Consider the following 12949-nt stretch of genomic DNA (forward strand, 5'->3'; position numbering starts at 1 on the left):
TCCATTGCTTCGGAACCGGGCGTCTCGTTCTGCATCTTGTCGATGTCGTCGCGACCGTCAGTCATCGACCTGTACTCCCACCTGGCGCAGCAATGCGCTGGCCGCCTTCTTTTCCGCGATGCGCTTGGACGAGCCGGACCCGTTGACCGGATCCATGCCCGCCACATGCACAGCAACAACGAACAGCGGCTCATGCGCCGGGCCGCTGCGTTCGATCAGTTCATAGCGGGGCAGCGGCTTGCCGCGCCCCTGCGCCCATTCCTGCAGCGTGGTCTTGCTGTCCAGCGGCGGCGGCGTCGCCTTGTCGATCTCGCCCGCCAGGGCTTGCCGGACGAAGCGCGTCACCGGCTCCAGCCCGCCGTCGAGATACATGGCGCCCAGCACCGCCTCGCAGGCGTCGCCCAGGATGGTGCGGTTCTCGCGCCCGCCGCTCGACGCCTCCGCCGGCGACAGGCGCAGATAGGCGCCCAGCCCGATGGTGTCGGCGACCCGGCCCAGCGATTCCCGGCGCACCAGCGCGGCATGCCGCTTGGCGAGCGCGCCCTCGCGTTCGTTGGGATAGCGTTCCAGCAGCCACTGCGCGACGACCAGCCCGACGACGCGGTCGCCCAGGAATTCCAGCCGCTCATAGGCGATGCCCGGCCCCTTGTGCGACTTGCGGCCGGCCCGCTCCAGCCCCATCAGGCTGGGGTGGGTGACCGCATCGCGCAGGAGCGACAGGTCGGCGAAGTCATGACCCAGCGCGTGCGCCAGTTCCACCACATCGGCGGATTGGACGGCGCCGTCGGTTTCGGTTTCGGAGCCGGCACCCGTATCGGCGGGCGCGTTGGTGACGGTGGACACTTACCGGACTCCGTTGAACAGGCGGCTGAAGCGCAGATCGACCGGCCAGCGCCAGATCTCATAGAAGCGCGTGCCCTCGTCGAGCGAGAAGAACAGGAATTCGGCGCGGCCGACCATGTTCTCGATGGGAACGAAACCGACCTGCGACGGCACGCGGCTGTCCAGCGAGTTGTCGCGGTTGTCGCCCATCATGAACAGGTTGCCGGCCGGAACCTTGAACACCGGCGTGTTGTCGAGCGGGCCGTTGTCCGACTCCTCGATGATGCGGTGGCTGCGGCCGTTGGGCAGGGTTTCGATGAACTGCGCGGTGCGGATGCTGCGGCCCAGCGAATCCGTGGTCACGTAATCCTCGATCCGCTCGCGCTTCACCGGCTGGCCGTTGATGTGCAGGATGCCGCCGATCATCTGGATGCTGTCGCCGGGCAGACCGACGACGCGCTTGATGTAGTCGGTCTTGTTGTCGCGCGGCAGCTTGAACACCGCCACGTCGCCCCGCTCCGGCTGAGAGCCCAGAATCCGGCCCTCGAACAGCGGCAGGCCGAAGCCGACCGTGTATTTGCTGTAGCCGTAGCTGAACTTCGACACGAACAGGTAGTCGCCGATCAACAATGTCGGGATCATCGACCCGGACGGGATATTAAAGGGCTCGAACGCGAAAGTCCGCACGCCGAAAGCGATCAGAACCGCGAAGAACACCGTCTTCACGGTTTCGACGAACCCGGATTCCTTGTTCTTGGCGTTGGACGCCGTTTCTTTCTGAAGGGTCATTCTGGGGTCGCCGTGTTGGTGGGCATTGCAGACTCGATCGGTTCGGCGCTGATGACGACGAAGGCCTCGGCCATCGGGTATTCGTCGGTCAGCGTCACATGGATGCGGGCGCGCATGCCCGGCGGCGTGATCGCCTCCAGCCGGGCCAAAGCCCCGCCGGTCAGGCGCATGGTCGGCTGGCCCGACGGCAGGTTGACCACCCCCATGTCACGCCAGAACACTCCGTCGCGAAAGCCGGTGCCGAGCGCCTTGGAGCAGGCCTCCTTGGCGGCGAAGCGCTTGGCGTAGGTCGAAGCGCGGGCGTTGTTCTTCGCCGCGGAACCGGCGCGGCGCTCGGACTTGGCCTGCTCGATCTCGGTGAAGATGCGGTCGATGAAGCGCTGTCCGAAGCGCTCCAGCGACTTCTCGACCCGTCGGATGTCGATCAGGTCGTTGCCGATGCCGAGAATGGTGCCGGACATCATCATGCGGAGGCCGCCGCGGCTCGCGCCGTGTCCATGGCCTTGCGCATGCGCGCGATGGAGTTGGTCAGACCGACGAAGATCGCCTCGCCGATCAGGAAATGGCCGATGTTCAGTTCCACGATAGTCTGGATCGCCGCCACCGGGCCGACGGTGTCGTAGCTGAGGCCATGGCCGGCATGGCATTCCAGCCCGATCGCCTCGGCATGGGCCGCGGCGCGGACGATGCGGGCGAGTTCCGCCTCGCGCTCCGCCGGCTCGACGGCGTCGCAATAGGCGCCGGTGTGCAGTTCGACCACCGGAGCACCCAGCCGCTTGGCGGCGTCGAGCTGAGCCGGCTCCGGGTCGATGAACAGCGAGACGCGAATGCCGGCAGCGCTCAGCTCCCCCACCGGGCGCACCAGATGATCGTGCTGGCCGATCACGTCCAGCCCGCCTTCCGTCGTCACCTCCGTGCGCTTTTCCGGGACAAGGCAGGCGGCGTGCGGCTTGTGGCGCAGCGCGATGGCCAGCATCTCGTCGGTCGCCGCCATCTCGAAGTTCAGCGGACGGTCGATCTCGGCCATCAGCCGTTCGATGTCGCGATCCACGATGTGGCGCCGGTCCTCGCGCAGATGGGCGGTGATCCCGTCGGCCCCGGCCTCGATGGCCAGCCTCGCCGCACGCACCGGATCGGGGTGCGCCCCGCCGCGTGCGTTGCGGACGGTCGCCACATGGTCGATGTTCACGCCAAGGCGCAGGAAACGGGACATGCACGGACTCCAAAGCGTCGCCGCCCGCCGGAACGGGCGGGAGCGATTCCGTCTATATAGCGGTGCACCGGCGTTCCGTCACGCCGAACTGACCGATGCACCTGCGGATGACAGGGATTTCACCGTCGAATGACGGGGTGTTCAGCGCCCCCGAGCCCGCTCCACCGAATGGATGGCCGGTGTCGCACGCAGGGCGGCCATGATGTTGGTCAGGTGCTTGGCGTCCTTCACGTCGATATCGATCAGCAGCTCGAAATGGTCGGTGCTGCGATTCGTGATCTTCTGATGGATGACGTTGCCCTGATTCTTGCCGATCACCGTGAACAGAGTGCCGAGGGAGCCCTGTTCATTGGCGATGACGACGCTGATGCGGCCGACATGCTCCTCCGGCGAATCCGGCCCGGTCTCCCACGACACGTCGATCCAGCGCTCCGGCGATTCGTGGAAGCTCTCCAGCGTCTCGCAGTCGATGGTGTGGATCGTCACGCCCTTGCCGGTGGTGACGATGCCGACGATGCGGTCGCCGGGCAGCGGGTGGCAGCAACGGGCGTAATGCACGGCCATGCCGGGGATCAGGCCGCGGATCGGCAGAGCCGATTCCTTGCGTGCCTTCGCCTTCGGCTTCGGCGTGCTTTCCTCCGCCTCGCGGACGGCGGGGGCGGCCTGAGCCTTGTGGCCGGGGAAGACTGCGTGGAAGACCTCGCGCACCGAATGCAGGCCGGAACCGACACCCGCCATCAGGTCGTCGACCGTCGGCTGCTGGAAGATCTTGGTGGCGGCCTCCAGAGCCTTCTCGGTGAACTCGTAGCCTTCCGACTTGAACTGCCGCATCAGCATGCCGCGGCCCAGTTCCATGTACTGGGCGCGCTGCTGGGTGCGCAGGAACTTGCGGATGCGGGCGCGGGCCTTGCCGGTGACGACGAAGCGTTCCCAGCCCGGAACCGGCGTCTGCGCCTTGGAGGTGACGATATCGACCTGATCGCCGTTCTGCAGCTGGGTGCGCAGCGGCAGCATGCGGCCGTTGATCTTGGCGCCGACGCAATGGTCGCCGACCTGCGAGTGGACGGCATAGGCGAAGTCGACCGGCGTCGCGCCGCGCGGCAGCGCGATCAGGTCGCCCTTCGGCGTGAAGCAGAACACCTGGTCCTGGAAGAGCTCCAGCTTGGTGTGTTCCAGGAACTCTTCCGGCTTCTGCGCATGCTCCAGGATGTCCAGAAGCTCGCGCAGCCAGCGGTACTCGCCACCGTTCGGGCGCGGCTGGTGGTCCTGCTTATAGGCCCAGTGGGCGGCGACGCCCAGCTCGGCGATCTCGTGCATGTCCTGGGTGCGGATCTGCACCTCGATCCGGTTGCGGCCGGGGCCGATCACGCCGGTGTGCAGGCTGCGGTAGCCGTTGGGCTTGGGCGTGGAGATGTAGTCCTTGAAGCGCCCCGGCACGACCGGATAATGCGCGTGGACAACGCCCAGCGCCTGATAGCATTCGCCGACCGAGCCGACCGTGATGCGGAAGGCCATGATGTCGGACAGCTGTTCGAAGCTGACATTCTTGCGCTGCAGCTTGCGCCAGATCGAATAGGCCGACTTCTCGCGCCCCGACACCGTGGCGTCCGGCAGCCCTTCGGAGGCCAGCAGTTCGCGCAGCTCGGTGATGATGGTCTGGACGCGGTTCTCGCCTTCGTTCCGCAGGCGCGCCAGCTGGGCCAGGATGCTGTCGCGCGCGTCGGGGTTCAGCTCCGCGAAGGCAAGGTCGTCCAGCTCGTCCTTGATCTTGTGCATGCCGATGCGTTCGGCCAAGGGCGAGTAGATTTCGATGGTTTCGCGGGCGATGCGCTTGCGCTTTTCCGGCTTCTTCAGGTGGAACAGCGTGCGCATGTTGTGAAGCCGGTCGGCCAGCTTCACCAGCAGGACGCGGATGTCCTCCGACATCGCCAGCACCAGCTTGCGGAAATTCTCCGCCTGCTTGGCCTGCTCGCTGTTCAACTCCAGCCGCGACAGCTTGGTCACGCCATCGACCAGCCGGGCGATTTCCTTGCCGAACACCCGCTCGATATCCTCGAGCGTGGCGACGGTGTCCTCGACCGTGTCGTGAAGCAGCGCCGTGGCGATGGTGCCGGCGTCCAGCTTCATCTGGGTCAGGATGCCGGCGACCTCCAGCGGATGGAGGAAATAGGGATCGCCCGACGCGCGCGTCTGCGATCCATGCGCCTTCATGGAATAGACATAGGCGCGGTTGAGGAGATCCTCGTCGGCGTTGGGATCATACGCCTTGACGCGCTCGACAAGCTCGTACTGCCGGATCATGCGGCCCGACCCGGCGCGCGCGGCGCCTCTGATGTGTTCGTGGAGGTTCTGTTCGAACCGAAGGGGAGCCGGATGCTCCCCGCCTTTCTCATCGGTGAGGGGACGGTGTCGCGCCCCCTCCGGGTCCTACGGTCGTTGTCCAGAATCAGAGGTCTCCGTCGGGATCCTCGGTCATCGCGAAACCGGCGCCCGGCTCGGCGTCCATGTCGGCGGCGACGTCGTCGTCCTCGCTCAACTCCTCGCCGTCGCTCTCGCTCATGCCGTCTTCATCGCCCAGCGAGGTGTTGCCGCGGGCGGCCCAATCGTTCTCGCCGGCCATCAGCTCGACGATCTCTTCTTCCGGCTCGTCCGGCTCGACGTGCTTCTGGTGGCCCTTGATCAGGGCGTTCTTCAGATATTCGAGCGAGACCGTCTCGTCCGCAATCTCGCGCAGGGCGACCACCGGGTTCTTGTCGTTGTCGCGGTCGATCGACAGCGGAGCGCCGCTCGCGACCTCGCGGGCGCGCTGGGCAGCCATCATGACCAGCTCGAAACGGTTCGGAACCTTCAGGACGCAATCTTCAACGGTAACGCGGGCCATGCCAGACGAACTCCGGATTCATAGGAGGCTCTAGACTATATGGATGTGGCCCGATAGGTGCAAGCGCGAACGACAGCGCTGCTGCATTGCGCCAGAGGAACGGCCGCGAGCCGCGCCGGCATACTGCCAAGGCTGCCGGCAATCAAGTCGGCGGGTGTTGCCCCCTTGTATGTTTTCGCGTAATACACTAAATTTCAAAATTGGAACGCGAGCTTTTGCGCATGTTCCGTCAGATTTCCACAAGCTGCGATGAGAGGATTATAACTTTGGACCGAAATTCGACTTTGCCGCGTGACGTCAGCAAGTTGTTTTACAAGGAAGAACGTCTCGCCCTATTTATTGATGGCGCCAACCTTTACGCCGCTGCGCGATCATTGGGTTTCGACATCGATTACAAAAGGTTGCGGGACGGCTTTGCCGGGGAAGGGCGGCTGGTGCGCGCCTTCTACTATACGGCACTGGTCGAGGATCAGGAATATTCCCCGATTCGTCCGCTGGTCGACTGGCTCGACTATAACGGCTACACCATGGTGACCAAGCCGACCAAGGAGTTCACCGACGCGTCCGGCCGGCGCAAGATCAAGGGCAACATGGATATCGAGCTGGCCATCGACGTGATGGAGATGGCCGACCATGTCGATCACATCCTGCTCTTCTCCGGCGACGGCGATTTCCGCCGGCTGGTGGAGGCGGTGCAGCGCAAGGGTGTGCGCTTCAGCGTCGTCAGCACGGTGCGCTCGCAGCCGCCGATGGTGGCCGACGAACTGCGCCGACAGGCGGACAATTTCATCGAACTGCAGGAGCTGGCGCCCTTCATCGCCCGCACCCATCATCACCGCGATCAGGCGCCTTCGCACCACGATCATCAGAGCGGCCCGACGATGTACGATCCGGACGACCGCGGCTGATACGGGTAGCGAAGTCGGCATAAAAAAAGGAGCGCTCCAGCGCTCCTTTTTCGTTTTCCGGAAACGGCGTTCAGTGGGTGGCCGGCTTCTGCCGGTTTCGAGCCATCCCGTCCGCGGTCTTCAGCGCCGCGATCAGGCTCGTCGCATTCGCCGCTCCGGTCCCGGCGATGTCCAGGGCCGTGCCGTGGTCTGGCGAGGTTCGGACGAAGGGCAGGCCCAGCGTGATGTTCACGCCGCTGTCGAAATCCACCGTCTTGACCGGGATCAACGCCTGATCGTGGTACATGCACAGCGCGGCGTCATAGCCGCGGCGGGCGGCGGCGTGGAACATGGTGTCGGGCGGACGCGGACCGGACACGTCGATGCCGTCGGCGCGCAACACCGCTATGGCGGGCGCGATGACGTCGATCTCCTCGCGCCCCATCGCCCCGCCCTCCCCCGCATGGGGATTGAGGCCGGCGACCGCCAGCCGGGGCCTTTCGATGCCGAAGTCGCGAACCAGCGCCGCCGCGGTGATGCGGCCGGCATGGATGATGGCGTCCGTGGTCAGCAGGTCGACCGCATCGCGCACCGACACATGGATGGTGACCGGCACCACCCGCAGGTCGGCGGCGGCCAGCATCATGATCGGCTCCTCGGTCAGGCCGGCCAGATGCGCGAGATATTCGGTGTGGCCGGGATGGCGGAAACCGGCGGCATAGAGCGACGATTTCTGAATGGGGTTGGTGACCACGGCGGCAGCCTGCCCCGCCTGCACCAGGGCAACCGCGCGGTCGATGCTGGCGATCACCGCCGCACCATTGGCCGGGTCGGGGGCGCCGGCGACGACCGGGTTGCCGAGCCGCACCGGCAGGACCGGCAGGGCTTGAGCGAACAGGTCCACCGCTTCGCCGGGGGAGGCGACCTCGCGGACCGGTACCGCCATTCCCAGCCTCGCCGCCAGCGCACTCAGCCGGTCGGGGTCGTCCAGGACGACGAAGGGCGGCACCGCCGCTTCATGGCGTGCCGCCCAGGCCTTGAGGGTGATGTCCCCGCCGACGCCTGCCGGCTCACCCATGGTGAGGGCCAGCGGCAGGCTGTCCGGCAGGGCGGCCGTCACAGGCGCGTCTCAATGAAGGCGCTACGGCGCAGATCGCGCAGGTAGCGGCGCGACAGCAGTTCGGCCCGCTCGTTGATCAGGTCGCGTTCAACCTCCTCGCGGGCCGGCAGCTTGGCTTCCTTGATCGGAGTCGGCGCGGCAGGCGGCGGCGGAGCGGGCTGGGCTTGCGGCGGCGGCTGGATCATCGGCACGTCGCGCTTGCAGACGATCAGGATCACCGCCGCGGCCTGGCTCATCAGGACCGGGCTGGCCTGCCCCAGCGGAATACCGAGCGCGAGGTTCTGCAGGCCCGGCGCCATGTCCTTGACGCGCATGGTGCCCATGTCGCCAGACTCCGGCATGCCGGTTTCCTTGGCGCGCGCCTGGAAGTCACCACAGCTCTTGATCGACTTCCGCAGCTTTTCCGCCTGCTCCTTGACGGCCTTGGCCTGATCCGGGGATTCGATCGGAATGATGATCTGCTTCATGTTGACCGTGGCCTTGGCCACGTCGGGCCGCGGCTGCGGACGGGGAGCCGCCGGCTGGGCCGCCGGCATCGGCACCTCGCCGCCGCTGCTGCCGAACGGCCGCTGGCCGCGCACCAGCAGGATGTGATAGCCGGTGGCCGTGCGGATCGGCGTCGAAAGCTGGCCGCCGCGCATGCCCGACAGCGCCTTGTCGACTTCCGGCGACAGTTCGCCGCTGCGCACCCAGCCGAGATCGCCGCCCGACGCGGCACCGGCGGACTGCGAGAACTGGCGGGCCAGCGCCGCGAAATTGCCGCCGCGCTTCACCTCTTCCACCAGACGCTCGGCGTTGCGGCGCACCTCGTCGTCCTGGTCGGGGCTGTCCACCGCCAGGAAGATCTCGGCGACCAGATATTCGGGCTTGCCGATGTTGGCCTTCAGCCGCTCCATCGCCGCGTCGACCTCGTCCTCGCCGACGACCACCTCCTGGCGGATGCGGCGCTGCATCACCTTCTGCCAGGCCAGCAGAGCACGGATCTGGTCCTTCAGGGTGGAGACGGGCACGTTCTGCCGCTTCAGCATGTCCTGAAGCTGCTGGCCGTTCAGCCGGTTCTGTTCGGCGATGCGCTTGATCGCCTCGTCGATCTCGGCGGCCGAAACCGTGATGCCCAGGCGCTTGGCCTCCTGCATCTGCAGCCGCTCGTCGATCAGCAGGCGCATGACCTGCGGCGTCAGGCGCTGGATCGTGTCCGGGTTGCCGGCGGCGCCGGCATTCAGCAGGGCCATGCGGATGCGGGCATTGACGTCGGAGACTGACACCACCTCGTCGTTCACGACCGCGGCGATGCCTTCCGCCCCCGGCGCCCGTGCCGGGCGGGCGGATTCGTCGCCCGTCCTCGGCGCCACGGCACCGGCGGCCGCCTTGCTGGACTGCGCCGCGGCGGGCAGGGCCAGAAGCGCGCAGGCGGTCGCCACGGCGACGGTGGTCCGGACGGCTCGCAAACTCGACATGGTGCTCAAGCTCCAAAAACGGGTCGCCCGTTATTACGGTGGGGCCGGTGCCCCATGCAAACGGAATCGGACCTCGCCCTTTCAATGCAAAACCAACGGGGCGGAATTATGACCGACAGGGATAATTCCGCGCTTTGCGGCGAATGGACCCACCCTTCCCGGCAGGGGATCCGCGGCCCCGCGTCTCAGCCATCCTCCAGATGCAGCAGCGCCGCGGTGCCCAGCAGCAGGCTGATTCCGGCCGGACTCCAGGCGGCCATGACGATGGGGATCGTTTCCGACATGCCGAAGGTGCGCACCACGTCGGTCATCACGAACAGCACGAAGCCGGTCAGCACGCCGCCGGTGACCATCGCCATCGTCCCGCCCCGCCGCGGCAGCCGCAGCGAGAAGGCGGCGGCGAACAGCACCATCGCCAGGAACAGGAAGGGCTGGGCGAGCAGCGACTGGTAATGCAGCCGGTGGCGCACGGCGGGGAAGCCGGTGGTCTCCAGCGTGTGGATGAAGCGCGGCAGTTCCCAGAAGGAGATCGTCTCCGGCGGGGCGAAGCTCTCCTCGATGGTCGTCATGTCCAGTTCGGTCGGGATGGTGTAGGTGTCCAGCAGCTCCGGATCCTTCTTGGCCCGGTTCAGGATGGCATCCTGCAATTCCCACTTGCGGTCCCTCAGCACGGCGCTGGGGGCGTCGATGCGGCCCAGATAGGTCTGGTCGGCGTCGAACAGGAAGACGATGACGTTCGACAGCTCGAAGGTCACCGGGTTCACCAGCTCCGAATGGATGAAGAACTGTTCCTTCTCGTTGGTCTGGCGCAGCCACAGGCCGGAGCGGGAGATGTTCAGCGTGCTCGACTGAAGCTTCAGGTATCGGTCCTGCAGCTGTTCGTATTTGGCTACGAACACCGCGCCGACCGGGTTGATCAGCGTCACCTTCACCACGCCGATGGCGGCGGCGGCAAACATCACCGGCATCAGGAACTGCCAGGCCGACACGCCGACCGCGCGCGCCACCACAAGCTCTGCGCTGCGGGTCAGCCGCCAGAAGGTGAACATGCCCGCGAACAGGACGACGAAGGGGAAGATCTGCTGGCCGATCTCCGGCAGCTTCAGCAGAGCCATCTGGATCACCAGCCCGAAGGTGACGTTGGGCTTGCTGCCGGCGCGGCGCAGCAGTTCAACCGTGTCCAGCAGCAGCACAATGGCGAGCAGGATCACCATCAGCAGGCAGAACCAGACGATGAACTGCCGGCCGATGTAACGGGAAAGCGTTGGCGAGGAATACATGCGGTGTCCGGTCTCCGGAGCCCCGCCCGGCGCGCCGGCATGGCGCTTGGGACGGACTGGCGGGCCACCGCGGCCGATGGGCCGGTCGCGGCACCCGCCGGAACAGGTTCCGGCTGTTTACCCCCGTTGCACAGCGATGACAACTGGGCGGGGACGGCAACCGCCTCGGGGCGGCATCGGCAGCGTCAAATTCCCGCCTCCTTTTCCGGCTGGACTTCCTGCATGGGCGATCCAAACTATCGATACAGAGGCTGCACGGGAGGGTCGGTCGATGACGGACACCACGGTCGCAATCCGCCAGGCACGGGCGTCGGACGCCGCCGGCATGGCCCGCGTCCATGTGCAGAGCTGGCGGTCGACATACCCCGGCCTGATCCCGGCGCAATTCCTGGTCAACCTGTCCGAGCCGCCCGCCGCGCAGCGCTGGGCAGCCATCGCCGAAATGCGCGGCCCGGGTCAGGGCGCCTTCGTCGCGGTCGATGTCGCCGGCCTGATCGCGGCGCCCGGCACCATCGTCGGCATCGCCTCCTTCGGCACGCGGCGGGTCGCGGTGCAGGGCCATGCGGGCGAGTTCCATGCGCTCTATCTTCTTGACGACGCAAAGGGTTACGGCATCGGGCGGCGGCTGATGGCGGCGATGGCCGACCGCTTCCTGGCCGCCGGAGTCCGCTCCGCCGCGGTGTGGTGCCTGCGCGACAACCCGTCGCGCTGGTTCTACGAGCGGCTGGGCGGGATCAAGGTGGCGGAGCGCCCGATCCGCTTCGCCGACACCGATCTGGTGGAAATCGCCTATGGCTGGCGCGACCTGACGCCGCTTGCACGCTTGTCGGCGGGGCCGGAGGTGCGGTAGTGAGGGGCCTTGAGTCCCCACGCATCAGGATTCGCCGATGTCCAGCGCCGCTTCCCTTTCCGCCGAACGCGTCCTCATTCTCGATTTCGGGTCGCAGGTCACCCAGCTCATCGCCCGCCGCGTGCGCGAGAGCGGTGTCTATTGCGAGATCCACCCCTTCGGCATGAGCGACGAGCGCATCCGCGAGTATGACCCGAAGGCGATCATCCTGTCCGGCAGCCCGGCCTCCGTCACCGAGGCGAACGGCCCGCGCGCGCCGCAGGCGGTGTTCGACCTGAAGGTCCCGGTGCTCGGCATCTGCTACGGCCAGCAGACCATGTGCCACCAGCTGGGCGGCACCGTTTCCGGCTCCGACCACCGCGAGTTCGGCCGCGCCTTCATCGAGATCAAGGAGCCCTGCGCCCTGTTCGACGGGCTGTGGGAGATCGGGTCGAAGGAACAGGTGTGGATGAGCCACGGCGACCGCGTCACCGCGCTGCCGGACGGCTTCCGCGCCGTGGCGGTCAGCGACGGTGCCCCCTTCGCCGCCATCGCCGACGACAGCCGCCGCATGTATGGCGTGCAGTTCCACCCGGAGGTGGTCCACACCCCGCACGGCGCCCAGCTGCTGGCGAACTTCGTCCACCGCGTCGCCGGCATCGAGGGCGACTGGACGATGGCCGCCTTCAAGCAGCAGGCCATCGAGAAGATCCGCGCCCAGGTCGGCACCGGCAAGGTGATCTGCGGCCTGTCGGGCGGCGTCGATTCGTCGGTCGCGGCCGTGCTGATCCATGAGGCCATCGGCGACCAGCTGACCTGCATCTTCGTCGACACCGGCCTGATGCGCGCCGGCGAGTCGGAAGAGGTCGTGCGGCTGTTCCGCGACCACTACAACATCCCGCTGGTCCACCGCGAGGCATCCGACCTGTTCCTGGGCAAGCTGGCCGGCGTCACCGATCCGGAGCAGAAGCGCAAGATCATCGGCGGCCTGTTCATCGACGTCTTCGACGAGGAGAGCGCCAAGGTCGGCGGGGCTGAGTTCCTGGCCCAGGGCACCCTCTATCCCGACGTGATCGAGAGCGTGTCCTTCACCGGCGGCCCGTCGGTCACCATCAAGTCGCACCACAATGTCGGCGGCTTGCCGGAGCGGATGAAGCTCAAGCTGGTCGAGCCGCTGCGCGAGCTGTTCAAGGACGAGGTCCGCGCTCTGGGCCGCGAACTCGGCCTGCCGCCGGCCTTCATCGGCCGCCATCCCTTCCCCGGCCCGGGCCTCGCCATCCGCGTCCCCGGCGAGATCACCCCGGAGAAGCTGGAGATCCTGCGCAAGGCCGACACGATCTATCTGGAGGAGATCCGCAACGCCGGCCTCTATGACGCGATTTGGCAGGCTTTCGCCGTGCTGCTGCCGGTCCGCACCGTCGGCGTGATGGGCGACGGCCGCACCTACGACCATGTGCTGGCTCTGCGCGCCGTGACCTCCACCGACGGCATGACCGCCGACTGGTATCCCTTCCCCCACGACTTCCTGGCGCGCGTGTCCAACCGCATCGTCAACGAGGTCCGCGGCGTCAACCGCGTGGTCTACGACATTACCTCGAAGCCGCCCGGCACCATCGAGTGGGAATGAGGCGGGACGCGCGTTAAGACCGGCCCGGCGGATCGACCCGCCGG

The 12949-nt window shown here is 66.8% G+C and carries 12 protein-coding genes; 3 read left to right on the forward strand and 9 right to left on the reverse strand.

All coding sequences use genetic code 11. The features are described from left to right. Nucleotides 1-57: 57 nt before the first annotated feature. The 6 genes from rnc to rpoZ all read right to left on the reverse strand — a co-directional run bounded on the left by rnc (nucleotide 58) and on the right by rpoZ (nucleotide 5705). A complete protein-coding gene (gene rnc / locus AZOLI_RS06590) occupies nucleotides 58-843 on the reverse strand; it encodes a ribonuclease III (protein WP_014247820.1) in 786 nt (261 codons plus the stop codon). Then, nucleotides 844-1611, reverse strand: a complete 768-nt coding sequence (lepB, locus tag AZOLI_RS06595; protein WP_014247821.1) for a signal peptidase I — start codon at nucleotides 1609-1611, stop codon at nucleotides 844-846. Then, the gene (acpS, locus tag AZOLI_RS06600) at nucleotides 1608-2078 is read right to left on the reverse strand and encodes a holo-ACP synthase (protein ID WP_014247822.1); all 471 of its coding nucleotides are present in this window, start codon (nucleotides 2076-2078) and stop codon (nucleotides 1608-1610) included. Before acpS ends, lepB begins: the two co-directional genes overlap by 4 nt. Continuing rightward, the gene (locus AZOLI_RS06605; protein WP_014247823.1) at nucleotides 2075-2824 is read right to left on the reverse strand and encodes a pyridoxine 5'-phosphate synthase; all 750 of its coding nucleotides are present in this window, start codon (nucleotides 2822-2824) and stop codon (nucleotides 2075-2077) included. The genes acpS and AZOLI_RS06605 overlap by 4 nt, the downstream gene beginning before the upstream one ends. 141 nt (nucleotides 2825-2965) lie before the next feature. After that, a complete protein-coding gene (locus AZOLI_RS06610; RefSeq protein WP_014247824.1) occupies nucleotides 2966-5125 on the reverse strand; it encodes a RelA/SpoT family protein in 2160 nt (719 codons plus the stop codon). Between the two features lie 145 nt (nucleotides 5126-5270). After that, a complete protein-coding gene (gene rpoZ / locus AZOLI_RS06615; RefSeq protein WP_014247825.1) occupies nucleotides 5271-5705 on the reverse strand; it encodes a DNA-directed RNA polymerase subunit omega in 435 nt (144 codons plus the stop codon). 305 nt (nucleotides 5706-6010) lie between these two features. Between rpoZ and AZOLI_RS06620 the strand changes: the two genes are divergently transcribed. Continuing rightward, on the forward strand, nucleotides 6011-6613 hold the full coding sequence (locus AZOLI_RS06620; RefSeq protein ID WP_044550588.1) for a LabA-like NYN domain-containing protein: 603 nt from the start codon (nucleotides 6011-6013) through the stop codon (nucleotides 6611-6613). Between the two features lie 70 nt (nucleotides 6614-6683). On the opposite strand, the gene pdxA is transcribed toward AZOLI_RS06620, so the two are convergent. From pdxA to lptG, 3 genes are all read right to left on the reverse strand, one after another. Beyond that, nucleotides 6684-7712, reverse strand: coding sequence for a 4-hydroxythreonine-4-phosphate dehydrogenase PdxA (gene pdxA / locus AZOLI_RS06625; protein WP_014247827.1), 1029 nt, complete (start codon nucleotides 7710-7712; stop codon nucleotides 6684-6686). Further along, entirely contained in the window at nucleotides 7709-9169 is a 1461-nt protein-coding gene (locus AZOLI_RS06630) for a peptidylprolyl isomerase (protein ID WP_014247828.1), read from the reverse strand. The genes pdxA and AZOLI_RS06630 overlap by 4 nt, the downstream gene beginning before the upstream one ends. Nucleotides 9170-9354: 185 nt before the next feature. Beyond that, complete coding sequence (gene lptG / locus AZOLI_RS06635; RefSeq protein WP_014247829.1) at nucleotides 9355-10449, reverse strand: LPS export ABC transporter permease LptG; 1095 nt, start codon at nucleotides 10447-10449, stop codon at nucleotides 9355-9357. Between the two features lie 271 nt (nucleotides 10450-10720). On the opposite strand from lptG, the gene AZOLI_RS06640 reads away from it, so the two are divergent. Together AZOLI_RS06640 and guaA are read left to right on the forward strand one after the other, a co-directional pair. Next, nucleotides 10721-11299, forward strand: coding sequence for a GNAT family N-acetyltransferase (locus AZOLI_RS06640; RefSeq protein WP_014247830.1), 579 nt, complete (start codon nucleotides 10721-10723; stop codon nucleotides 11297-11299). Between the two features lie 37 nt (nucleotides 11300-11336). Beyond that, entirely contained in the window at nucleotides 11337-12905 is a 1569-nt protein-coding gene (gene guaA / locus AZOLI_RS06645; protein ID WP_014247831.1) for a glutamine-hydrolyzing GMP synthase, read from the forward strand. Nucleotides 12906-12949: the final 44 nt, after the last annotated feature.

The organism is Azospirillum lipoferum 4B, assembly GCF_000283655.1.
In the GTDB taxonomy this organism is placed as follows: Bacteria; Pseudomonadota; Alphaproteobacteria; order Azospirillales; family Azospirillaceae; genus Azospirillum; species Azospirillum lipoferum_C.

Coding starts and splice junctions, on each gene's coding strand:
- lepB (WP_014247821.1), bottom strand. CDS start 1,611: ATGACCCTTCAGAAAGAAACGGCGTCCAACGCCAAGAACAAGGAATCC.
- acpS (WP_014247822.1), bottom strand. CDS start 2,078: ATGATGATGTCCGGCACCATTCTCGGCATCGGCAACGACCTGATCGAC.
- AZOLI_RS06605 (WP_014247823.1), bottom strand. CDS start 2,824: ATGTCCCGTTTCCTGCGCCTTGGCGTGAACATCGACCATGTGGCGACC.
- AZOLI_RS06610 (WP_014247824.1), bottom strand. CDS start 5,125: ATGATCCGGCAGTACGAGCTTGTCGAGCGCGTCAAGGCGTATGATCCC.
- rpoZ (WP_014247825.1), bottom strand. CDS start 5,705: ATGGCCCGCGTTACCGTTGAAGATTGCGTCCTGAAGGTTCCGAACCGT.
- AZOLI_RS06630 (WP_014247828.1), bottom strand. CDS start 9,169: ATGTCGAGTTTGCGAGCCGTCCGGACCACCGTCGCCGTGGCGACCGCC.
- lptG (WP_014247829.1), bottom strand. CDS start 10,449: ATGTATTCCTCGCCAACGCTTTCCCGTTACATCGGCCGGCAGTTCATC.
- AZOLI_RS06640 (WP_014247830.1), top strand. CDS start 10,721: ATGACGGACACCACGGTCGCAATCCGCCAGGCACGGGCGTCGGACGCC.
- guaA (WP_014247831.1), top strand. CDS start 11,337: ATGTCCAGCGCCGCTTCCCTTTCCGCCGAACGCGTCCTCATTCTCGAT.